We start from the raw sequence: 22,448 nt of genomic DNA on the forward strand, positions 1-22,448 counted from the left end.
GTTCCGGGGAGGAGTCGGCCCCGGTGACGGCGGCGCCCCGGGCGGCCGCCAGCAGCAGGGCGAGCCCGGAGCCGCAGCGCAGGCCGAGGAGCCGGGTGCCGGGTCCGACGTCGAGTCGTTCGTGGACACTTTCGTAGAGCGGTTCCCACATGCGCTCCTGGATCTCGGACCAGTCGCGCGCGCGTGCTCGGGGGTCCGCGCCGGGTGGTGCGGAACCCGCGTGGGACAGGTGCTCCCGCACGAGCGTAGGTGTCATAGGTAAGCGCCCCAATCGCCGACAGTTCGCGTACGTGCCCGTGGGCGTGGCCCCCCGTGGTCGTGCGCGCACTCCACGTATGCCAGGTAACTCCGGCCGCGCGGCGGCGTCCAGTGGTTGCGGCGTCCGGCTTGGGGGGTGTGGGCGTGTGTGGCCAGATTTCACGCCCCCGCAACCTGAGGGGCGGGTGCGGGGCCACGGGCGGGCGCCGGTAACGTCGCGGGGGCGGGGAGTCCTGCTGAGCACCGGCTTGGTACGAGCTGTGCGGCTTCTCCGCAGATCTGCGTACCCGCCCCGCGTCGGCCGTATCGGCGGCAACTGACGGGTAGGTGCAAATTATTTGAGATGCCCCGGAATAGGAACACGAGGGCACCCACGCTCGTTGTCATTACGTGAGCACGACACAGACACCACCTGTCCTCGCCGCGGAACTGGCGCAGGCGTGGGCCGACATTCAGCGGTACCACCCCGAGCTGCCTGATCTCGCCGCGCCGGAATCCCTGATCGGGGAGTCGTCGTCCGCGTGCGGACACGAGCTCTCCTTCGAACGACTGCTGCACGAGGCAGTCCACGGCATCGCCGCCGCCCGGGGTGTCCGCGACACCTCCCGCGCCGGCCGCTACCACAACCGCCGCTTCCTGGCCATCGCCGAGGAGCTGGGCCTGGACCACCCCGAGGAGCCGCACCCCAGCAGCGGTTTCTCGCTGGTCACCCTCAACCCCGAGGCCAAGCGGCGGTACCGCCCGACCATGGAACGCCTCCAGCGCGCTCTGAAAGCGCACACGGTGGCCACCTCCGCCGACACCGCCCGCTCCTTCCGGGGCCCGGCCGCCCGCCACGGCTCCTCCGGCGGCGGCGTCCGCGTCAAGGCCGTCTGCGACTGCGGCCGCAACGTCCGCGTGGTCCCCTCGGTCCTCGAACAGGCCCCGATCGTCTGCGGCGGCTGCGGCAAACCGTTCCGCATCCCGGAGGCGGTAGCAGCGGCAAGCTGACGACACGGCTGCTCGTGGCAGCCGTACGATCACTTGCCCTGTGCCCTGAGGCTGGCCGTACCGCCGAGCGGCATCCCCCTGCGGGCAGTCGTGCCGCAGGGCGGCACGGGTGGGCGCGGGGCTGCGGCACCGGGCACCCTGTAAGCACGCTCAAGATCGCCAACCCAGTCCCAGAGAGCCCCGCAGGGTATGGCACAATGGCTAGCTGTACTCGACAGTCGCACAGGACCCCTCTCTCCTCCGGCTGACGCGTCCATCGGGCACTCGGGTACCGCAACCCCACGCGGCAACTCCGCCGTGCCCAACACACGTCAAAACCAGGAGAACTCACTCCCGTGGCAGTCAAGATCAAGCTGAAGCGTCTGGGCAAGATCCGTTCGCCTCACTACCGCATCGTCGTCGCCGACTCCCGTACCCGCCGTGACGGCCGGGCCATCGAGGAGATCGGCAAGTACCACCCCACGTACAACCCGTCGGTCATGGAGGTGGACGCCGACCGCGTCGCCTACTGGCTGGGTGTCGGCGCGCAGCCGACCGAGCCGGTTCTCGCCATCCTGAAGAAGACCGGCGACTGGCAGAAGTTCAAGGGCGAGCCGGCTCCCGCGCCGCTGCTCGTCGCCGAGCCCAAGCCGGCCCGTCCGTCGTTCGAGGCGCTCGGTGGCGACACCGAGGGCAAGGGTGAGGCCATCACCCAGAAGAAGAAGGCTGAGAAGAAGGACGAGGCCGCTGCCGAGTCCGAGTCGACCGAGGCCTGAGCACCATGCTCGAAGAGGCGCTTGAGCACCTCGTGAAGGGCATCGTCGACAACCCCGACGACGTGCAGGTCGCCTCGCGCGATCTGCGCCGCGGGCGCGTGCTGGAGGTCCGGGTCCACCCCGAAGACCTCGGCAAGGTGATCGGCCGCAATGGCCGTACCGCGCGTGCCCTGCGCACCGTCGTGGGCGCCATCGGCGGTCGTGGTGTCCGTGTCGACCTGGTCGACGTGGATCACGTTCGCTGACGCATCACAGCAATCCGGCTCGGGCCGGGGAGGGCCACTGGGCCGTCCCCGGCCCGTAGTCGTATGACAGGAGAGTTGGACTCGTGCAGCTGGTAGTCGCGCGGATCGGCCGTGCTCATGGCATCAAGGGCGAGGTCACCGTCGAGGTGCGTACCGACGAGCCGGAGCTCCGGCTCGGGCCGGGCGCCGTCCTGGCCACCGACCCGGCCTCGGCCGGGCCGCTCACCATCGCCACGGGCCGCGTGCACAGCGGCCGTCTCCTTCTGCGCTTCGAGGGGGTGAACGACCGGACCGGAGCCGAGGCGCTGCGCAACACCCTGCTGATCGCCGACGTGGACCCGGACGAACTCCCCGAGGAGGAGGACGAGTACTACGACCATCAGCTGATGGACCTCGACGTGGTCACCGCGGACGGCACGGAGGTCGGCCGGATCACCGAGATCTCGCATCTGCCCTCGCAGGACCTGTTCATCGTCGAGCGCCCGGACGGCAGCGAGGTCATGATCCCCTTCGTGGAGGAGATCGTCCGCGAGATCGACCTGGCGGAGCAGAAGGCGGTCATCACGCCCCCGCCCGGTCTGATCGACGACAACGCGGAGATCGCCTCGTCCCGGGACGAGGACGACGCATGAGGCTCGACGTCGTCACGATCTTCCCGGAGTACCTGGAGCCGCTGAACGTCTCCCTCGTGGGCAAGGCGCGGGCCCGGGGTCAGCTCGGCGTGCATCTGCACGATCTGCGCTCGTGGACGTACGACCGGCACAACACGGTCGACGACACCCCGTACGGCGGCGGCCCCGGCATGGTCATGAAGACCGAGGCGTGGGGCGACGCGCTGGACACCGTCCTGGCCGAGGGCTACGAGTCCGGCGCCCAGGCCCCGGCGCTGATCGTCCCCACGCCCAGCGGCCGTCCGTTCACCCAGGAACTGGCCGTCGAGCTGTCCGAGCGGCCCTGGCTGATCTTCACCCCGGCCCGGTACGAGGGCATCGACCGGCGTGTGATGGACGAGTACGCGACCCGGATGCCGGTCTACGAGGTCTCCATCGGCGACTACGTCCTCGCGGGCGGCGAGGCGGCCGTCCTGGTCATCACGGAGGCCGTGGCGCGGCTGCTGCCCGGCGTCCTGGGCAACGCCGAGTCCCACCGGGACGACTCTTTCGCGCCCGGCGCGATGGCGAACCTCCTGGAGGGGCCCGTCTACACCAAGCCGCCGGTGTGGCGCGAGAGGGACATCCCCGAGGTGCTGCTCAGCGGCCACCACGGGAAGATCGCCCGCTGGCGCCGCGACGAGGCCCTGCGCCGTACGACCCGCAACCGGCCCGACCTGATCGAGCGTTGCGACCCGAAGGTCTTCGACAAGAAGGACCGGGAGATGCTCTCCATCCTGGGCTGGGCGCCTGATCCGGACGGGGTGCCGTACGGGCGATTTTGGCGCAGGACCGAGAGCGTGGAAGAATAGTCCGCTGTTGTGCGTCCGTCCGGCGTGCGCCCCTGCCGCAGGGGGACACGACGCCCGTTCCGACCCGCACGGCGACCCTGTTGTTCCACCTAGCTTCCGTTGATGACCTGTGGCATCGGCGAAGAAAGCAGACGAAATGTCTCACCTGCTCGACACCGTCGACGGCGCCTCGCTGCGCACCGACATCCCGGCCTTCCGCCCGGGTGACACCGTCAACGTCCACGTGCGCGTCATCGAGGGCAACCGCTCCCGTGTGCAGCAGTTCAAGGGCGTTGTGATCCGCCGCCAGGGCTCCGGTGTCCGCGAGACCTTCACGGTCCGCAAGGTCTCGTTCTCCGTCGGCGTCGAGCGCACCTTCCCGGTGCACACCCCGATCGTCGAGAAGATCGAGCTCGTCACCCGTGGTGACGTGCGCCGCGCCAAGCTGTACTACCTCCGTGAGCTGCGCGGCAAGGCCGCGAAGATCAAGGAGAAGCGCGACAACTGAGTGCCTTCCCGGAGTCGTGTCGGGGCCGGATAGCATCTGGCCCCGATGGACACCGAAGCTCAGCAGACGGAACGCGACCGCACCTCCCCGCCCGGGACTCCGGGTGGGCGGGAGCGGTCGCGTTTCGCGTTGGTGGAGCGGACCGCCCCGTGGCTGCCGGGCGGCCGGATCACCCTGACCGCTCTGACCTGCCTGGTCTTTTTGTTCCTCCTCAGCGCATTCGTGGTGCGGCCGTTCCAGATTCCCAGTGGATCGATGGAGCCGGGATTGAGGATCGGCGACCGCGTGCTCGTAGATAAGTTGGCGTACCGTTTCGGTGCCCAGCCGCACCGCGGCGACGTGGTCGTCTTCGACGGCACCGGGTACTTCGGCGACGCCGACTACATCAAGCGCGTAGTGGGGGTGGGTGGCGACCATGTCGTCTGCTGCGACCAGAAGGGGAGGATCGAGGTGAACGGCCGGGCGGTCGACGAGACGGCGTTCCTCCATCCCGGGAACGCACCGTCCGGTGTGCCCTTCGACGTCGTGGTGCCCGAGGGAAGGCTGTTCCTCCTCGGCGACCACCGCAGCCGCTCCAGCGACTCCCGCGACCATCTCGGTTCGCCGGGCGGCGGCATGATCCCGGTCGGCGCCGTCGTCGGCCGGGCCGACTGGATCGTATGGCCGTACGACCGCTGGACGCGCCTGACGCGTCCCGCCGCCTACGCGCGCGTGCCGGCCGCGGAGGGCACGCATGGGTAGTCGTGGAAGGCCGCGCGGGGTGCCCGGCAGCTCCGCCGAGGAGCTGCTGCCCACCGGTGTGCGGCGCGCCGCCAGGCCGGGGCCCGGCAGGTCGCGCGCGGAGCGGCGCAAGCTCCAGCGCAAGGTCAAGCGCAAGCGCAGGCGTTCGGCCGTGCGCGAGATCCCGCTGCTGCTCGGTGTCGCCGTCCTCATCGCACTGGTCCTGAAGACCTTCCTGGTGCAGGCGTTCGTGATCCCGTCGGGCTCCATGGAGCAGACGATCCGGATCGGCGACCGGGTGCTGGTCGACAAGTTCACGCCGTGGTTCGGGTCCGAGCCGAAGCGCGGGGACGTGGTGGTCTTCCACGACCCGGGCGGCTGGCTGAACGACGAGCAGACGCCGAAGAAGAACGACCCCGTCGGCGTCAAGCAGTTCAAGGAGGGGCTCACCTTCATCGGCCTGCTGCCCTCCGACGACGAGAAGGACCTGATCAAGCGGGTCATCGGGGTCGGCGGCGACCACGTCAAGTGCTGTGACGCCGAGGGCAAGGTCACGGTCAACGGCGTGCCCCTGTCCGAGACCGACTACCTCTATCCCGGCAACGCCCCCTCCACGATGCCCTTCGACATCACGGTCCCCAAGGGGCGCCTGTGGGTGATGGGCGACCACCGCGGGAACTCCGCCGACTCCCGCTTCCACCAGAACACGTCCTACGGCGGGACGGTCGCCCAGACCTCCGTGGTCGGCCGCGCCATGGTCATCGGCTGGCCGTTCGCCCACTGGACGCGCCTGGAGGAACCTAAAACCTTCGCAAGCGTCACCGACTCGGTGTCGGGAGCGGCTGCCGCTCCTCGCCCGTCGCATAGGGTTGCCTCGGACGACCCGAACGGAATGACCCGGCTCCCGACCCCTGCGGAACTCCCGCTCGTTATGGGAGTGGTGGGCCTGCACCGGCTCCGGGGCAGGCGGCGGCAGAGAGTGAGGAGTTGGCGTGGGGGATGTGGCGGTTGGCGCACGGTCCGGGCACGACGGCGAGGAGCACGGCGGCCAGTCCGCGGCGTCCGGAGCCGGGGCCCAGGCCGGCGCGGTGAACTCCGCGAACGGCTCCGCGGCGGACGGTGACGGCACGCCGCCCGGGAGCCACTCGCACGGCGGGGACGCGGCCGGACGCCGGCCGAACCAGCCGCGCTCCTTCTGGAAGGAACTGCCGATCCTGGTCGGCATCGCGCTCGTCCTCGCCCTGCTGATCAAGACGTTCCTGGTGCAGGCGTTCTCGATCCCGTCCGACTCGATGCAGAACACCCTCCAGCAGGGTGACCGCGTCCTGGTGGACAAGCTCACGCCGTGGTTCGGCTCCGAGCCCGAGCGCGGTGAGGTCGTGGTCTTCCACGACCCGGACCAGTGGCTGCGCGGCGAGCCGACGCCGGAGCAGAACGTGATCCAGAAGGGCCTCAGCTGGATCGGCCTCATGCCGTCCGCCGAGGAGAAGGACCTCATCAAGCGCGTCATCGGCGTCGGCGGCGACACCGTCGAGTGCAAGAACGACGGACCGCTGATGGTCAACGGCAAGGCGCTGAACGAGCCGTTCGTCTACCCGGGCAACACCCCGTGCAGCGTGGACGACGAGGGCGGCCAGTTCAAGGTGAAGGTCCCCAAGGGCTACATCTGGGTGATGGGCGACCACCGTCAGAACTCGCGCGACTCGCGCTACAACCAGGACGACAAGAACCACGGCATGGTCCCGGTGAAGGACGTCGTCGGACGCGCGATCGTCAAGGCGTGGCCGATCAACCGCTGGGGCACGCTGCCCATCCCGGACACCTTCGACCAGCCCGGGCTCGGCGACCAGAAGTAGCCGCCGCGGCGGACGGACAGCAGTACCGGTGGGACCCCGACCGCGGGTCCCGTCGGCCGAGGGCGGTGCGCCCCGGACACCGGATCTTCACCGGTTCCGGGGCGCACCGCCCTCGCGGTGTCCGGGGCCGGTGTGCTATCCAGGCCGGATCGTGTTCCGCCGGGCAGGCGGCGGGCCGGAACCGGGAGACGACTCATGGGAAGTGCCGCACGCGGCGGCGACGGCTCGGGCGGCGGCGTCGGCGGGGTGCTCTCGGGCATCGCCGTGGCCCTCGGCCTGGTGCTCTTTCTGGCCGGGTTCGGCTGGGCGGCGCTGGTGTACCGGCCGTACACCGTGCCGACCAGTTCGATGACCCCGACCATCGACGCGGGCGACCGGGTGCTGGCCCAGAGAGTCGACGGCGACGAGGTCCGGCGCGGTGACGTGGTCGTCTTCCGCGACACGGGCTGGGTCACCAACGCCCCTGTGGTCAAGCGCGTGGTCGCGGTCGGCGGCGACAAGGTCGCCTGCTGCACCGACGGCAGGCTCACGGTGAACGGCAGGCAGGTCGAGGAGCCGTATCTGCCCAAGGGCAGCACGGCGGAGATCCAGGGCTTCCCGGCCGTTACCGTGCCGAAGGGCCGCCTCTTCCTGCTCGGCGACGAGCGGCAGGGCTCGCTGGACTCCACCGCCCATCTGACCGACGCGGCCCGGGGCACCGTGGCCCGCTCCGCCGTCTCGGCCCGGGTGGACTCCGTGATCTGGCCGATGAAGGGCATGATCGCGCGGCCCACGGGCTTCGAGACGCTGGGGAAGCTGTCGCAGCCGGGGCCGCTGCGCCTGATCGAGGCGATGATCGTCGGTGGCGCGGTGCTGGTGCTGGCGGGCGGCGCGTACGGGCCGGTCGCGGCGCGGCTGGGCCGCTCGCGCGCCCGGACCCGGCAGGAGGCCGTCGGTGCCGCCTGAGAGCGGCGGGCGGGGCGAGGAGAGCGTGGTGGACGGCGACGGCCACGACGGCCCCGACGACGGTTACGTGGGCGGGCTGCGGCGGGTGGCGCGGGTCGTGCTGCTCGACCCCGAGGACCGCATCCTGTTGCTGCACGGGCACGAGCCGGACGATCCGGCCGACGACTGGTGGTTCACCCCCGGTGGCGGTCTGGAGGGCGCCGAGACGCGTGAGCAGGCCGCGCTGCGGGAGCTGGCCGAGGAGACCGGGATCACCGATGTCGAACTCGGGCCCGTGCTCTGGCGGCGGCGGTGCTCGTTCCCGTTCGCGGGGCGCCGCTGGGACCAGGACGAGTGGTACTTCCTGGCCCGTACGGCCAAGGCGGCCGAGAGTGTGCCGGGCGGCCTGACGGAGCTGGAGCGGCGCAGTGTCAGCGGAGCACGCTGGTGGACGTGCGGGGAACTGGCCGAGGCCCATGAGACGGTGTATCCGACCAGACTCGCCGGGCTGCTGCGCACGCTGCTCGACGAAGGTCCTCCGGCCGGACCCGTGACCCTGGACACCGAAATCGTCTGAGGGCCCGCGGGACTGGCGCACAATGGGGGGATCGCACGGCTGAAGGGGATGCCATGAGCGCCGAGGACCTCGAGAAGTACGAGACCGAGATGGAGCTGAAGCTCTACCGGGAGTACCGAGACGTCGTCGGTCTGTTCAAATACGTGATCGAGACGGAACGGCGCTTCTATCTCACCAACGACTACGAGATGCAGGTGCATTCGGTCCAGGGTGAGGTGTTCTTCGAGGTGACCATGGCGGACGCCTGGGTCTGGGACATGTACCGCCCGGCCCGGTTCGTCAAGCAGGTCCGCGTCCTCACCTTCAAGGACGTGAACATCGAGGAGCTGAACAAGAGCGATCTGGAGCTGCCGAGCGGCTGACGGGTGGGGGTGTCCGGGGCCTGACGGCTCGGAGCCCTCCGACAGCCGGGGGCCGTCACCCACACGGGTGGCGGAGTTTTCCACAGCCGCCGGACGGTCCACCAAGATCCACATCGCCTCGGGATCCGCGTGATCGTGGGTCCCGGAGGTGGTGCCGACATGAGCAAGGCACGCAATGGACTCGGCAGGTACGGCGAGGATCTGGCCGCGCGGCGGCTGACCGAGGCCGGGATGAGCATCCTGGAGCGCAACTGGCGCTGCGGACGCGCGGGCGAGATCGACATCGTGGCCCGCGACGGGGACACGCTGGTCGTCTGCGAGGTGAAGACCCGCAGGGGCGGCGGCTTCGAACATCCGATGGCCGCCGTGACCCCACGCAAGGCACGACGACTCCTCGGCCTGGCCGAACGCTGGGTCCACTCGCACGGAGGCGCCCCGCCGGGCGGTGTCCGCGTCGATCTGGTCGGCGTCCTGCTGCCCCGCAGGGGCGCGGCCGCCGTGGAGCACGCGCGGGGGGTGGCCTGAGATGGGTTTCGCCCGTACGTGCTCGGTGGCCTTGGTCGGTGTCGAGGGCGTGGTCGTGGAGGTCCAGGCCGACCTGGAGCCCGGGGTCGCGGCCTTCGCCCTGGTAGGGCTGCCGGACAAGAGCCTGTCGGAGAGCCGGGACCGGGTCCGCGCGGCGGTGGTGAACTCCGGCGGCGAGTGGCCGCAGAAGAAACTCACCGTCGGCCTCAGCCCGGCCTCGGTGCCCAAGGGCGGTTCCGGCTTCGACGTCGCCGTGGCCTGCGCGATCCTCGGCGCCGCCGAGCGGATCGATCCCCGGGTCCTGGCCGACATCGTCATGATCGGCGAACTCGGCCTCGACGGCCGGGTCCGGCCGGTGCGGGGCATCCTGCCCGCCGTACTGGCCGCCGCCGAGGCCGGATACCAGCAGGTCGTGGTGCCCGAGTGCGCCGCCGCGGAGGCCGCGCTGGTCCCCGGGGTGTCCGTGCTCGGGGTGCGTACCCTGCGGCAGTTGATCGCGGTCCTGGCCGACGAACCCGTGCCCGACGAGGAACCGGACACCGAGGGGCGCCCCGACCCCTTGCTTGCCGGACTGCGGATGCCCGGCACCGGCGCCTCCGCCGCCATGCACAGCGCCGGAGCCGCCCTGCAGGACCAGGGGCACGACCTGGCCGACGTGGTGGGCCAGACCTCGGCCCGTACCGCCCTGGAGGTGGCCGCCGCCGGAGGACATCACCTCTTCCTCGAAGGGCCGCCGGGCGCGGGCAAGACCATGCTGGCCGAGCGGCTCCCCGCCGTACTGCCCCGGCTCAGCCGCGAGGAGTCCCTGGAGGTCACCGCCGTGCACTCGGTGGCCGGACTGCTGCCTCCGGGCAAGCCGCTGGTCGACGTGCCGCCGTACTGCGCCCCGCACCACTCGGCGACGATGCAGTCCCTGGTCGGCGGCGGCCCCGGCATCGGCCGGCCCGGCGCGGTGTCCCTGGCTCACAGAGGGGTGCTTTTTCTGGACGAGGCCCCCGAGTTCCACACCCAGACCCTGGACGCCCTGCGGCAGCCCCTGGAGTCCGGGCACGTGGTGATCGCGCGCAGTGCCGGGGTGGTCCGGTTCCCGGCCCGGTTCCTGATGATCCTCGCGGCCAACCCCTGCCCCTGCGGGCGATTCTCCCAGCGCGACTCGCTGTGCGACTGCCCGCCGTCCGCGATCCGGCGCTACCAGTCCCGGCTGTCCGGCCCGCTCCTGGACCGGGTGGACCTGCGCGTCGAGGTCGACCCGGTCACCCGCGCCCAGCTCACCGGTTCCGGCGCCCGGGGCGAGTCCACCGCGAGCGTGGCCGAGCGGGTGGGGGCGGCCCGGCAGCGCGCGACGGCCCGGCTCACCGGGACGCCCTGGCACACCAACAGCGAGGTCCCCGGCCGCGAGCTGCGCACCCGCTTCCACGCCGAGCACGGCGCGATGGACGAGGCCGAACGCGGCCTGGAGCGCGGCGTCCTCACCGCGCGTGGGATCGACCGGGTGCTCCGGGTCGCCTGGACCATCGCCGACCTGGCAGGCCACGACCGCCCCGGAGCCGACGACGTCCGCCTCGCGCTCCAGTTGCGCACGGGCGTGCCCCGGGGTGTGCCGATGGCGATCGGGGCGTCGGTGTGAGCGGGGGAGGGGACGGTTTCTGGGAGCTTCCGGAGGAGGACGCCGACGCCTGCCCCTCCGAGCAGGCGTCCGGCGACGACCGCATCGCGCGGGTCTTCCTCACCCGGGTCCTCGAACCCGGCGACGAGACGTCAGGGCGCTGGCTGCGGGAGCTCGGGGCACAAGAGGTGGTCAGACGGCTCCGGCGCGGCGGGAGGCCGTTGCCCGGGGTCGGCCCGAAGCGCTGGCAGGGGCTGCTCGCGCGCGTCGAGGGGGTGGATCCCGAGCGGGACCTCGCCGTCGCGGCCGAGGCCGGGGCACGGTTCGTGTGCCCCGGCGACACCGAGTGGCCCGCCCAGCTGGACGACCTCGGGGACACCCGGCCCGTGGGGCTGTGGGTGCGCGGACGGCCGGGCCTGCGGATGTGGGCGCTGAGATCCGTCGCGGTCGTGGGCGCGCGGGCCTGCACCGAGTACGGCGCCCACACGGCCACCGCCCTCGCCGCCGGGCTCGCCGAGCGCGGCTGGGTGGTGGTCTCCGGCGGGGCGTACGGCATCGACGGCGCCGCCCACCGGGGCGCCCTCGCGGCCGACGGGGCCACCGTCGCCGTGCTGGCCTGCGGAGTGGACCGGCCCTATCCGCGCGGCCACACCGCGTTGCTCGACCGGATCGCGGAACAGGGGTTGCTGGTGGGGGAGTTGCCGCCGGGCGACCATCCGACGCCGAGCCGGTTCATCGTGCGCAACCGGGTGATCGCCGCGCTCACCCGGGGCACCGTCGTCGTGGAGGCCGCGTGCCGCAGCGGTTCGCTGGTCACGGCGCGGGCCGCTCAGCGGCTGGGCAGATCGACGATGGGGGTGCCCGGGCCGGTCACCAGTGCCCTGTCGGCCGGGGTGCACGAGCTGCTGCGCGGCGAGGCGTTCCTGGTCACCGACGCGGCCGAGGTGACCGAACTCGTGGGCGCCATCGGCGAGCTGGCCCCGCCCCGGCGCGGCCCGGTGCTCCCGCGCGATCTGCTGGAGCCTGCGGCCCGCGACGTGCTCGCCGCGCTGCCCGGCGACCGCGCGGCGGAGGCCGGGGAGATCGCGCGCGGCGCGCGGACCACACGCGAGGAGGCGGTCGCGAGACTGTACGAACTTCGAGCGCTTGGCTATGTCGAACGACACGACGACGGCTGGAAGTTGACACGCCAGGCGGTGATCGCGGTCCGGGCCGGGGCCGCCCCGGGCTGACCGGCGGGTTCGGCCGTCCGGGGGAATGGCCCTACACCCTTGGGTTTTCCCGGAGTTGGCGCCCGGACGGCTCGCGGAGAGCGGGGCCCGGGACACGGAGAGGCGGCCGGTGGAGGGGGTTCGCGCACGGGTGGTGCCTCGCTGTTCGCACACCGCGACAGCTCAGTCACGCTACGCTCACGAGGGTTCGGGCGGCGATCGCGCGACCTCGCACCGGTCCGGCACCCAACCCGGGTGACCCACCCCGCCCGTCTCCGTACGACCCGCACCCCACCCGTCCCCGCACAGCCCGCACCTCCTTCGCACCGCACGGCACTTCACAGCACTTCACGGCAGAACGGCACTAGGCGACGAATGCCCCAGCACACCTCCGGGTCCGACCGGGCGGCGATCCCCCCAGCCGCCCGCGACGGTGGCAGCGCGCGGCCGCCCGCTCCCTCGACACTCGACGAGCTGTGGCGGTCGTACAAGGCGACGGGGGACGAACGGCTGAGGGAACAGCTGATCCTGCACTACTCGCCGCTGGTCAAGTACGTGGCCGGCCGGGTGAGCGTCGGACTGCCGCCCAACGTCGAGCAGGCGGACTTCGTCTCCTCCGGGGTGTTCGGGCTCATCGACGCGATCGAGAAGTTCGACATCGACCGCGAGATCAAGTTCGAGACCTACGCGATCACCCGCATCCGGGGCGCGATGATCGACGAACTGCGGGCGCTGGACTGGATCCCCCGCTCGGTCCGGCAGAAGGCGCGCAACGTCGAGCGTGCCTACGCCACCCTGGAGGCGCGGCTGCGGCGGACACCGAGCGAGGGGGAGGTCGCCGCCGAACTGGGCGTGGGGGTCGAGGAGCTGCACGCCGTCTTCAGCCAGCTCTCCCTGGCCAACGTGGTCGCCCTGGAGGAGCTGCTGCACGTCGGCGGCGAGGGCGGCGACCGGCTCAGCCTCATGGACACCCTGGAGGACACCGCCGCCGACAACCCGGTGGAGGTGGCCGAGGACCGCGAGCTGCGCCGGTTCCTGGCGCGGGCGATCAACACGCTGCCCGACCGGGAGAAGACCGTGGTCACGCTGTACTACTACGAGGGGCTCACCCTCGCCGAGATCGGCAACGTCCTCGGCGTCACCGAGAGCCGGGTCAGTCAGATCCACACCAAGTCGGTGCTCCAGCTGAGGGCCAAGCTGGCGAGCTTCGGACGCTGACGATCTCCCCTCCGGGGCGGCGGGTCCGTAAAGTGGTGGGGTGCCAAGGATTCGAGCGGCCTCCGTGGCCGAGCACCGGTCGATGCAGCGAGCCGCCCTGCTGGACGCGGCCCGGACGCTGCTGTCCGAGGGCGGCACGGAGGCGCTGACCTTCCCCGCCCTGGCCGAGCGCACGGGACTCGCGCGCTCGTCGGTGTACGAGTACTTCCGGTCGCGGGCCGCCGTGGTCGAGGAGCTGTGCGAGGTCGACTTCCCCGTCTGGGCGGCCGAGGTCGAGGCCGCGATGGCCGACGAGCCGTCCGCCGATGGCAAGGTCGAGGCGTACGTCCGCCGACAGCTCGCGCTGGTCGGGGACCGGCGGCACAGAGCCGTGGTGGCGATCTCCGCGAGCGAACTCGACGCCGGGGCACGGGAGAAGATCCGCGCCGCGCACGGCGGCCTCGTCGCGATGATCGTCGAGGCGCTCGCCGACCTGGGCCACGCAGAGCCCCGCCTCGCCGCGATGCTGCTCCAGGGCGTCGTGGACGCGGCCGTCCGCCGGATCGAACTGGGCGCGGCCGAGGACCCGGAGGCGATCACGGACGCCGCGGTGACGATGGCGCTGCGCGGCGTACGGGGCTGAGGCCGCTCAGCCGGACGGCACCGGGACTCCCAGCACCGGGAGCAGTCTCGACGGACCCCGGTTCAGCAGCCACGGCGGCAGCAGCTCCAGCGGGTTCAGATAGGTAGTGCCGTCCAGCAGGCCCCAGTGGACGCATGTCCCGGGGCAGTGCGACCCCGTGGTCTCCACCGTCCCCACCACCTCCCCGGCCCGGACCTCCGCGCCCTTCTCCACCTCGGCGCGCACCGGCTCGTACGTCGTCCGCAGGGACGTGCCCGCGAGCCGTACCGCCACCACGCCCCGTCCCGCCACCCGCCCCGCGTAGGACACCCGGCCCGCCGCCACCGCGCGCACCGGGGCGCCCGGTGGCGCCGTCAGGTCCACGCCCCGGTGCCCGGCGGCATAGACGGAGGCGGGCGGCTCCCAGCCCCGCAGCACGGCCGGACGTGTTCCCACCGGCCAGGTGCGGGCCAGCGCGGGCACCCGCTCACCGGGCGGTCTCTCCGGAGCCGGAGGCGGCGGGCCGTCCGCCCATGCCAGGGGCGTGAGCAGCACGCAGGCCAACAGCAGGGGAAGGATCGCCCAGTTCATCACGTATCGCACCAGTGATCGCATGCGAGAACCCTCCCGCGACCCCGCCGATCATGGCGCGAACTGTGGACGGCCGCCCGGTTGTGGACAGTGGCGTCACCCGGTGCCCTGCCCGTCCCGTACACTTCTTACGGCGATCCGGGTCACCGGGTCGACTTCGCACGCCCCGGTACGAGGCCGGTCACCCGACTCGTATCAGCGCCCCTCGGTCCTTCGCGGCTGGGCGCACGCGGGCGTCAGGCGCGACCGCCGTCCGGCGGACGCGGCACAACCGAGAATCTCAAGGAGATGGCCATGGCCGTCGTCACGATGCGGGAGCTGCTGGAGAGCGGCGTCCACTTCGGTCACCAGACCCGTCGCTGGAACCCGAAGATGAAGCGCTTCATCTTCACCGAGCGCAACGGCATCTACATCATCGACCTGCTCCAGTCGCTGTCGTACATCGACCGCGCCTACGAGTTCGTCAAGGAGACCGTCGCCCACGGCGGCACGGTCATGTTCGTCGGCACGAAGAAGCAGGCGCAGGAGGCCATCGCCGAGCAGGCCACCCGCGTCGGCATGCCCTACGTCAACCAGCGCTGGCTGGGCGGCATGCTCACCAACTTCTCGACCGTCTACAAGCGTCTGCAGCGCCTCAAGGAGCTCGAGCAGATCGACTTCGAGGACGTCGCCGCCTCCGGTCTGACCAAGAAGGAGCTGCTGGTCCTCTCCCGCGAGAAGGCCAAGCTCGAGAAGACCCTCGGTGGTATCCGCGAGATGCAGAAGGTGCCCAGCGCCGTCTGGATCGTGGACACCAAGAAGGAGCACATCGCGGTCGGCGAGGCCCGGAAGCTCAACATCCCGGTCGTCGCCATCCTCGACACCAACTGCGACCCCGACGAGGTCGACTACAAGATCCCGGGCAACGACGACGCGATCCGCTCCGTCACCCTGCTCACCCGCGTGATCGCCGACGCCGTCGCCGAGGGCCTCATCTCCCGCTCGCGCGTCGCCACCGGTGACAAGGGCGAGAAGGCCGCGGCCGAGCCGCTGGCCGAGTGGGAGCGCGACCTGCTCGAGGGCGAGAAGAAGGACGAGGCCGTCGAGGCCGCCGCCGAGACCCCCGCCCCCGACGCCAAGGTCTCCGAGGCCGTCGAGGAGGCCGCCGCCGAGGTGGCCGAGGGCGAGCAGGCCTGACACCCACGGTGCTGACGGCGGGGGTGGCATGAACCCCGCCCCCGCCGCTCACCCGTAGGCCGACATGACGCCCGCGATCCGGCCTCTGCCGATCGCGGGCCCGTGCGGATCTCCGATCTTTCAAGACCTCCAGAAAGACTCACAGACTCATGGCGAACTACACCGCCGCCGACGTCAAGAAGCTCCGTGAGCTCACCGGCGCCGGCATGATGGACTGCAAGAAGGCTCTGGACGAGGCCGAGGGCAACGTCGAGAAGGCCGTCGAGGCGCTGCGCATCAAGGGCCAGAAGGGCGTCGCCAAGCGCGAGGGCCGCTCCGCCGAGAACGGCGCCGTGGTCTCCATCATCGCCGACGACAACTCCGCCGGCGTCATCGTCGAGCTGAAGTGCGAGACGGACTTCGTCGCCAAGGGCGAGAAGTTCCAGGCCGTGGCCAACACCATCGCCGAGCACATCGCCAAGACGAACCCGGCCGACCTCGAGGCGCTGCTCGCCTCCGAGATCGAGCCCGGCAAGACCGTCCAGGCGTTCGTGGACGAGGCCAACGCCAACCTCGGCGAGAAGATCGTCCTGGACCGCTTCGCGCAGTTCACCGACGGCTTCGTGACCGCGTACATGCACCGCACGATGCCCGACCTGCCCCCGCAGATCGGTGTCCTCGTCGAGCTGGACAAGCCGAACGCCGACGTCGCCAAGGGCATCGCCCAGCACATCGCCGCCTTCGCGCCGAAGTACCTCTCCAAGGACGAGATCCCGGCCGAGGTCGTCGAGACCGAGCGTCGCGTCGCCGAGGAGACCACCCGCGCCGAGGGCAAGCCCGAGGCCGCGATCGCCAAGATCGTCGAGGGTCGTCTGAACGGCTTCTTCAAGGACGCCACGCTGCTCGGCCAGCCGTACGCCCTGGACAACAAGAAGTCCGTCCAGAAGGTCCTGGACGAGGCCGGTGTCACCCTGAAGCGCTTCTCGCGCATCAAGGTCGGCATCTGAGTCCGTACCGCGCTCGACGCGAGACCCGGATAGGGTCGACAGCAGTCGTCCGCGCACACCGCCGTCCGGGCGTGTGACGGACGGCAGCAGATCTGACGAGGAGGCCATTGCCGCGCAAGGGAGCGAGAAGCGACCCCACCGGCAATGGCCTTCTTCGTATGTGCACCACGTGAAAGACGGGATTCCCCATGACCACCAAGGCCCAGAAGAGCGACGACGGCAAAGTAAGCGGCCGGTTTCTGCTGAAGCTGTCCGGAGAGGCCTTCTCCGGCGGCGGGGGCCTCGGCGTGGACCCGGACGTGGTGCACAAGATCGCCCGTGAGATCGCCTCCGTCGTGCGCGACGGTGCCGAGGTCGCGGTCGTCATCGGCGGCGGCAACTTCTTCCGCGGCGCCGAGCTGCAGCAGCGCGGCATGGACCGCGCCCGCTCGGACTACATGGGCATGCTCGGTACCGTCATGAACTGCCTCGCCCTCCAGGACTTCCTGGAGAAGGAGGGCATCGACAGCCGCGTGCAGACCGCCATCACCATGGGCCAGGTCGCCGAGCCGTACATCCCGCTGCGCGCCGTGCGCCACCTGGAGAAGGGCCGCGTGGTCATCTTCGGCGCCGGCATGGGTATGCCGTACTTCTCCACCGACACCACCGCCGCCCAGCGCGCCCTCGAGATCGACGCCGAGGCGCTCCTCATGGGCAAGAACGGTGTGGACGGGGTCTACGACTCCGACCCCAAGACCAACCCCGACGCCGTCAAGTTCGACGCGCTCGGCTACGGCGAGGTCATCACCCGCGACCTCAAGGTCGCCGACGCCACCGCCATCACCCTGTGCCGGGACAACCGCCTGCCGATCCTCGTGTTCGAGCTGCTCGCCGAGGGCAATATCGCGCGGGCCGTCAAGGGTGAGAAGATCGGCACGCTCGTGGGCGACCAGGGCAGCCGGGACTGACCGGCACTCCCCGCCCAGCGGTGCGACTTGTCCGGGTGCCGGACCGGACGCACCCTGGCCGGGGGATGGACAATGTCCTGCCGGTGGGGAACCGTGCAGGAAGCAGACGCGACGCAGCCGGCCGCCGCCCGATCGGGGAACCGCAGCCGGGCCTCACTCAAGACACGCAGGAGCAAGTGGTGATCGAAGAGACCCTCCTCGAAGCCGAGGAGAAGATGGAGAAGGCCGTCGTGGTCGCCAAGGAGGACTTCGCCGCGATCCGCACCGGGCGTGCGCACCCGGCGATGTTCAACAAGATCGTGGCCGACTACTACGGGGCCCCGACGCCGATCAACCAGCTGGCCTCGTTCTCCGTGCCGGAGCCGCGCATGGCCGTCGTGACGCCGTTCGACAAGACCGCGCTGCGCAACATCGAGCAGGCCATCCGCGACTCGGACCTGGGCGTCAACCCCAGCAACGACGGCAACATCATCCGTGTGGTGTTCCCCGAGCTGACCGAGGAGCGCCGCCGCGACTACATCAAGGTCGCCAAGCACAAGGCCGAGGACGCCAAGGTCTCGATCCGCTCCGTGCGCCGCAAGGCCAAGGACGCCATCGACAAGCTGATCAAGGACGGCGAGGTCGGCGAGGACGAGGGCCGCCGCGCGGAGAAGGAACTCGACGACCTGACCGCGAAGTACGTCGCGCAGGTGGACGAGCTTCTCAAGCACAAGGAAGCGGAGCTGCTCGAAGTCTGATGAGCGACTCTTCCTGGGGGGCGCCGCCGCAGGCGGGGCAGGCCGGCTACTGGGGGCCCACCGGCGGTGGGCCCGCCCAGGGGGCTGCCCCGGCGGGTCCGGCGTACGACGGGGCGTTCGCCCCGCAGCACGGCAGCCCGTATCCGAGCCTTTCGCAGAATCCGGAGCCCATGCCCGACTCCCCGCAGCCGGCGCCCGCGCCGCAGAAGAAGAGCGCGGGCCGTGACCTGAGCGCGGCCATAGGGGTCGGCGTCGGACTCGGCGCGGTGATCATCGCGTCCCTGTTCGTCGTCAAGGCCGTCTTCGTCGGCGTGGTCGCGGTCGCGGTGGTCGTCGGGCTCTGGGAGCTGACCAGCAGGCTCCGCGAGCGCAAGGACATCAACGCGCCGCTCGTGCCGCTCGCGGTGGGCGGCGCGGCCATGGTGGTCGCCGGGTACGCGCGCGGTGCCGAGGGCGCCTGGGTCGCCATGGCGCTCACCGCGCTCGCGGTCCTGGTCTGGCGTATGACGCAGCCGCCGGAGAACTACCTCAAGGACGTCACGGCCGGTGTCTTCGCCGCGTTCTACGTGCCGTTCCTGGCCACGTTCGTCGCGATGCTGCTCACCGCCCACGACGGGGCCTGGCGGGTGCTGACCTTCCTGCTCCTGACGGTGGTCAGCGACACCGGCGCCTACGCGGTCGGCTGGCGCTTCGGCAAGAAGAAGCTCGCCCCGCGCATCAGCCCCGGCAAGACCCGCGAGGGCCTGGTCGGCGCGGTGCTGTTCGCCATGGTCGCGGGCGCGCTGTGCATGCAGTTCCTGATCGACGACGGCGCCTGGTGGCAGGGCCTGGTGCTCGGCCTCGCGGTCGCCGTGAGCGCCACGCTGGGCGACCTCGGCGAGTCCATGATCAAGCGGGACCTCGGCATCAAGGACATGGGCACCCTGCTCCCGGGCCACGGGGGCATCATGGACCGCCTGGACTCCCTGCTGCCGACGGCCCCGGTGGTGTGGCTGCTGATGGTGGCGTTCGTGGGGTCCTGACCCCCGCATTCGATCCTCGGGCCCCGTTCTGCTGCGGCAGGACGGGGCCCGACGGCGTTGCGGGGGTCGGCCGGGATTCTGGTCGGATCATCGGCCCTGTCGCGCCCGCGTGGACGATGATGATCCACATGACGGGTGGGGATGTGGCACTGACCGCGCTGCTGCGTCGCGCGGGGCTGGAGATCGCCGGGCAGGGGCGGGTACGCGAGGCGAGGCCGGTGTCGGCCGCCTGGCGGCCGGTGATCACGGGGGACAGGGGGCCCACGGTCGCCGTCCCGAGCGATCACCTCGACCTGGTGGCGGAGGTGAACCGGCAGTGGCACCGGCTCGCGACCGAGCACGCGGTGGTCGACACGAACGGGGAGTTCCTGATCAGCCTCGCCGGTCAGGACTGCGCGTGCTGTGGGCACTCCCGCTGGATGCGGGTGAGGCTGCCGGAGGGGGCGGGCCGGGTGGATCTGGCGGGTCTGGCGGATCCGGCGGGCTTGGCGAACCCGGCGAACCCGGCGGATCTGGCGGGCCTCGCCGGGGGGTCGGCGGCCGAGCGGGGTCGGCCCGGGTTCGTCGCCATGTCCGTGGACGAGCAGAGCGTGCTCGGGACCACCGTCGAGGGGGACGCGGTGTGGCTCGTCTCCGTCGACCGGTTCCCCGCCTGGCTGGAGGCGTCGGCGAAGGCGCGGGCGCCGGAAAGCGCCGAGGAGCGGGAGGACGGGTGGGACGCGGTGTCGCGGTGGACGACCGCCTCGCCGAGGCTGCGCAAGGAATGGCTCGGCGGGCTGGCCATGAACCCCGCCGCACCCGCTTCCGTACTGCGGCGACTGCTCGACGCCGGTCCGGCCGACCGGGTGCCGTACGCGCTGATCCACCGGGAGCTCCCGGAAGAGGTCGTCGAAGCCTGGATCGACCACCCCGAGTGGCGGGTACGCGGCTCGCTGGCGGAGCGCTGGTCGCTGACCGCCGAGCAGCGCGCCCGGCTCCTCCTGGACCCCGACCCGCACCACAGGTGGATCGTGCTGACGACTCTCGCGGACTACGGGGTGACACTGCCGGACGCCACCTTCGACCGGCTCGCCGCCGATCCGAGTCCGCGTGTCCGCGCCGAGCTGGCCCGCCTGCCCGCCCTCCCGGCGCGCCATCTGGCCAAGCTGGCCGCCGACCCCGTCACCGAGGTGCGCCTGGCCGCGGTCGTGCCCGCCTGGCCGCACCTGGACGCCAAGGCGCGCGAGGCCCTGCTGGCGGACCCGGACCCCGGGGTACGTCGGCAAGCCGTCTTCCGGCATCACCAGTCCACGCCCTTGTCGGCGGCCGACTTCGACCAGCTGTCCAGCGACGGGGACCGGGAACGTGCCGTGGAGACGTGCGTCCTCGACCGGAACCTGGCCGAGACACTGGCCCACGGCTCCGACAGCGCACTGCGCGGCGCGCTGGCACGGAACCCGCATCTCTCCCCCGACCTGGTGAGGCTCCTCGCCGAGGACGCGGATCCCGGCATCCGGTGGCAGATCTCCCTCCGCCCCGACCTCACCGAGGAGGAGCGCTCCCGCATACCGGTCGAGTTCGATCCCAAGGCGCGCTGCCGTGCGCTCAGTTGGGTCCGGGAGCTGCACGATGACGAGGCCGCCGTGCGTCGCCTCGCCATCTCCGCCCATCCGCTGGTGCGCCGTAGCGTGGCGTGCGCGAAGAACCTCCCCACGGACGTGGCCGAGCGGCTCGCGCGGGACGAGGACTTCGTCGTACGGCTGTTCCTCGCCGAGAACTGCGCCCAGGCCCCGGCCGAGGTCCTGCTGGAGATGTGGGCGAGCTGGAACGGCTACTCGGCCGCGCGCATGATCGAGCACCCCAACTTTCCCCGCCAGGACACCCTCCGGTACGCGGAGGACACCAACCCCTCCCTGCGGACGCTCGCTCTCTACGACCCGGACTCGACGGCGGAGCTGGTGGAACGGTTCAGCCGGGACCCTGACGACGGAGTCCGCTGGCGTGCGCTGCGCGACGAGCGCCTGTCCTCCGCATCCGTCGTCCGCCTGCTCGACGACCCCCGGGAGTGGATCAGGAAGAGCGCGGCAGCCGACCCACGCGTGCCTGCACGCGTCCTGTCCCCCCTCCTCAAGGAGATCGACACGGCCGCCTCCGCCGCCCAGAACCCCGCGATCCCCGAGGCCGTGATGCACCACCTGCTCGACCTTGTGCACGGGGAGACGGAGTGAGCGCACGACGCCCTCGGACGCCTGCTACCTGGCGCTGACCTGCGCGACGACGGAGAAGCGCTGCTCGCACTCCGGGCAGGTCGCCTCACCGAAGGCGTACGTCAGGGCGCGTGCGACCTCCTTGTGGCCGTCGGCCGAGGCGAGGTCGTAGAGGCGACGGCCGAGCCCTTGCAGGGTGCGGGGATCGGCCGGATGGAGGGGGAAGGTCTCCAGGGGCTCGGCGCAGGCGTAGTCCTCGGTCGTACTGAAGAGGCCCCGCTCTCCGAAGGCCACCCACACCGTCGCGCACCCGTCGGGATCGGGGCACTCGACCTCGTACTCCTCCCCGACGACGCCCCCGATCAAGTCCTCCGCCCAGTGGATGTCGCCTTCCAGGTTCAGGAGCGCCTCGACCAGATAGCAGTAGTCGTCGCGGTCGACGGTCACCTGCCGCCACCGGTTCGCGGCATCCCGTAGACGGTCGACCTCCGGCGCATACCGATGCCGCAGATTCCGTGTCTCGTACCGCTGGTCGGCCTGGACCAGAAGCGCCCCGGCCAACTGAAGAGCCGAGGCCGCCACACCGGCATCCTCGGCCTGCGCCATCCCGGCCAGCGTGGCAAGCACCAGCGGGTGGGCGACGTCCAGAGAACCGTTGTGGTAGAGCTCCGTCCAGAGCTCGCTCCAGGCTTGGGCGCTCCCGCTCGTGGCGGCGTGTTCCAGCAACGTCCTCAGGCGGTCGGGGGCGGGGTCTTCTGCGTGGGGAGCGGGGGGACTCGTGGTCATCTGCGGTATCCAAGCAGACGGGGGGCGGTGAGCGGCTTGACGAAGGGCGGGTGCTCCTGCAGCGCCGTCGCGATAACAATGCTGCGCTCCGCTTCGCCGGGCGCGCTCCCGGCTCCGCCGCGGGCGGTGCTCCTGCCTCCGGCGGGGGATCGGCCGACACCGAGAGGAGAGGAGTGCCGCTTCCGAGTGCGGGCCCGAAGCGGCGTGCGCGGGGTGTTCC

25 protein-coding genes and 1 pseudogene are annotated in these 22,448 nt (G+C 71.3%); 23 read left to right on the plus strand and 3 right to left on the minus strand.

The annotated features are described in order from the left end of the window. Positions 1-256: pseudogene (locus GTW40_RS14035) on the minus strand (SAM-dependent methyltransferase); the annotation flags it as partial. A gap of 392 nt (positions 257-648) precedes the next feature. Here GTW40_RS14035 and GTW40_RS14040 point away from each other — a divergent pair. The 17 genes from GTW40_RS14040 to GTW40_RS14120 all read left to right on the plus strand — a co-directional run bounded on the left by GTW40_RS14040 (position 649) and on the right by GTW40_RS14120 (position 13,818). Further along, positions 649-1,248, plus strand: coding sequence for a hypothetical protein (locus tag GTW40_RS14040; protein ID WP_161180512.1), 600 nt, complete (start codon positions 649-651; stop codon positions 1,246-1,248). Positions 1,249-1,583: 335 nt separating this feature from the next. Next, positions 1,584-2,003 carry a 30S ribosomal protein S16 gene (gene rpsP, locus GTW40_RS14045; protein ID WP_018544757.1) on the plus strand — a complete coding sequence of 140 codons (420 nt, stop codon included), beginning with the start codon at positions 1,584-1,586 and terminating at the stop codon, positions 2,001-2,003. 5 nt (positions 2,004-2,008) lie between these two features. Then, complete coding sequence (locus tag GTW40_RS14050) at positions 2,009-2,248, plus strand: RNA-binding protein (protein WP_161180513.1); 240 nt, start codon at positions 2,009-2,011, stop codon at positions 2,246-2,248. 83 nt (positions 2,249-2,331) lie between these two features. Continuing rightward, the gene (gene rimM, locus GTW40_RS14055; RefSeq protein WP_161180514.1) at positions 2,332-2,880 is read left to right on the plus strand and encodes a ribosome maturation factor RimM; all 549 of its coding nucleotides are present in this window, start codon (positions 2,332-2,334) and stop codon (positions 2,878-2,880) included. Continuing rightward, positions 2,877-3,710, plus strand: a complete 834-nt coding sequence (gene trmD, locus GTW40_RS14060; protein WP_161180515.1) for a tRNA (guanosine(37)-N1)-methyltransferase TrmD — start codon at positions 2,877-2,879, stop codon at positions 3,708-3,710. Before rimM ends, trmD begins: the two co-directional genes overlap by 4 nt. Positions 3,711-3,846: 136 nt before the next feature. Beyond that, positions 3,847-4,197, plus strand: coding sequence for a 50S ribosomal protein L19 (rplS, locus tag GTW40_RS14065; RefSeq protein WP_121786682.1), 351 nt, complete (start codon positions 3,847-3,849; stop codon positions 4,195-4,197). 45 nt (positions 4,198-4,242) lie between these two features. After that, entirely contained in the window at positions 4,243-4,938 is a 696-nt protein-coding gene (lepB, locus tag GTW40_RS14070; RefSeq protein ID WP_161180516.1) for a signal peptidase I, read from the plus strand. Continuing rightward, positions 4,931-6,040 carry a signal peptidase I gene (gene lepB, locus GTW40_RS14075; RefSeq protein WP_237525507.1) on the plus strand — a complete coding sequence of 370 codons (1,110 nt, stop codon included), beginning with the start codon at positions 4,931-4,933 and terminating at the stop codon, positions 6,038-6,040. The genes lepB (GTW40_RS14070) and lepB (GTW40_RS14075) overlap by 8 nt, the downstream gene beginning before the upstream one ends. Beyond that, on the plus strand, positions 6,006-6,773 hold the full coding sequence (gene lepB / locus GTW40_RS14080) for a signal peptidase I (protein ID WP_343245694.1): 768 nt from the start codon (positions 6,006-6,008) through the stop codon (positions 6,771-6,773). Before lepB (GTW40_RS14075) ends, lepB (GTW40_RS14080) begins: the two co-directional genes overlap by 35 nt. A gap of 195 nt (positions 6,774-6,968) precedes the next feature. After that, complete coding sequence (gene lepB, locus GTW40_RS14085; RefSeq protein ID WP_161180518.1) at positions 6,969-7,718, plus strand: signal peptidase I; 750 nt, start codon at positions 6,969-6,971, stop codon at positions 7,716-7,718. A gap of 28 nt (positions 7,719-7,746) precedes the next feature. Further along, complete coding sequence (locus GTW40_RS14090) at positions 7,747-8,274, plus strand: NUDIX hydrolase (RefSeq protein WP_161180531.1); 528 nt, start codon at positions 7,747-7,749, stop codon at positions 8,272-8,274. A gap of 53 nt (positions 8,275-8,327) precedes the next feature. Then, positions 8,328-8,636, plus strand: a complete 309-nt coding sequence (locus GTW40_RS14095; protein WP_018544766.1) for a DUF2469 domain-containing protein — start codon at positions 8,328-8,330, stop codon at positions 8,634-8,636. Positions 8,637-8,795: 159 nt separating this feature from the next. After that, the gene (locus GTW40_RS14100; RefSeq protein ID WP_161180519.1) at positions 8,796-9,161 is read left to right on the plus strand and encodes a YraN family protein; all 366 of its coding nucleotides are present in this window, start codon (positions 8,796-8,798) and stop codon (positions 9,159-9,161) included. Between the two features lies 1 nt (position 9,162). Beyond that, entirely contained in the window at positions 9,163-10,788 is a 1,626-nt protein-coding gene (locus GTW40_RS14105; protein WP_161180520.1) for a YifB family Mg chelatase-like AAA ATPase, read from the plus strand. Positions 10,789-10,871: 83 nt separating this feature from the next. Next, positions 10,872-11,999, plus strand: coding sequence for a DNA-processing protein DprA (dprA, locus tag GTW40_RS14110; protein WP_161180532.1), 1,128 nt, complete (start codon positions 10,872-10,874; stop codon positions 11,997-11,999). A 354-nt stretch (positions 12,000-12,353) separates the two neighbouring features. Further along, entirely contained in the window at positions 12,354-13,196 is an 843-nt protein-coding gene (gene whiG, locus GTW40_RS14115) for an RNA polymerase sigma factor WhiG (RefSeq protein WP_161180521.1), read from the plus strand. 64 nt (positions 13,197-13,260) lie between these two features. Next, the gene (locus GTW40_RS14120) at positions 13,261-13,818 is read left to right on the plus strand and encodes a TetR/AcrR family transcriptional regulator (protein WP_161180533.1); all 558 of its coding nucleotides are present in this window, start codon (positions 13,261-13,263) and stop codon (positions 13,816-13,818) included. 6 nt (positions 13,819-13,824) lie between these two features. On the opposite strand, the gene GTW40_RS14125 is transcribed toward GTW40_RS14120, so the two are convergent. Then, a complete protein-coding gene (locus tag GTW40_RS14125; RefSeq protein WP_237525508.1) occupies positions 13,825-14,412 on the minus strand; it encodes a M23 family metallopeptidase in 588 nt (195 codons plus the stop codon). Positions 14,413-14,682: 270 nt separating this feature from the next. Between GTW40_RS14125 and rpsB the strand changes: the two genes are divergently transcribed. The 6 genes from rpsB to GTW40_RS14155 all read left to right on the plus strand — a co-directional run bounded on the left by rpsB (position 14,683) and on the right by GTW40_RS14155 (position 21,463). Then, a complete protein-coding gene (gene rpsB, locus GTW40_RS14130) occupies positions 14,683-15,564 on the plus strand; it encodes a 30S ribosomal protein S2 (protein WP_161180522.1) in 882 nt (293 codons plus the stop codon). Between the two features lie 149 nt (positions 15,565-15,713). Continuing rightward, entirely contained in the window at positions 15,714-16,550 is an 837-nt protein-coding gene (gene tsf / locus GTW40_RS14135; protein ID WP_161180523.1) for a translation elongation factor Ts, read from the plus strand. 188 nt (positions 16,551-16,738) lie between these two features. Continuing rightward, a complete protein-coding gene (gene pyrH / locus GTW40_RS14140; protein WP_161180524.1) occupies positions 16,739-17,497 on the plus strand; it encodes a UMP kinase in 759 nt (252 codons plus the stop codon). A gap of 179 nt (positions 17,498-17,676) precedes the next feature. Further along, complete coding sequence (gene frr, locus GTW40_RS14145) at positions 17,677-18,234, plus strand: ribosome recycling factor (protein ID WP_161180525.1); 558 nt, start codon at positions 17,677-17,679, stop codon at positions 18,232-18,234. Next, on the plus strand, positions 18,234-19,256 hold the full coding sequence (locus tag GTW40_RS14150; protein ID WP_161180526.1) for a phosphatidate cytidylyltransferase: 1,023 nt from the start codon (positions 18,234-18,236) through the stop codon (positions 19,254-19,256). Before frr ends, GTW40_RS14150 begins: the two co-directional genes overlap by 1 nt. Positions 19,257-19,384: 128 nt before the next feature. Further along, positions 19,385-21,463, plus strand: coding sequence for a PE-PGRS family protein (locus GTW40_RS14155; RefSeq protein ID WP_237525509.1), 2,079 nt, complete (start codon positions 19,385-19,387; stop codon positions 21,461-21,463). 24 nt (positions 21,464-21,487) lie between these two features. Here the strand turns inward: GTW40_RS14155 and GTW40_RS14160 are convergent, their stop codons facing one another. After that, on the minus strand, positions 21,488-22,228 hold the full coding sequence (locus GTW40_RS14160) for a hypothetical protein (RefSeq protein ID WP_161180527.1): 741 nt from the start codon (positions 22,226-22,228) through the stop codon (positions 21,488-21,490). Positions 22,229-22,448: the final 220 nt, after the last annotated feature.

The organism is Streptomyces sp. SID4985, assembly GCF_009863025.1.
Taxonomy (GTDB): Bacteria; Actinomycetota; Actinomycetes; order Streptomycetales; family Streptomycetaceae; genus Streptomyces.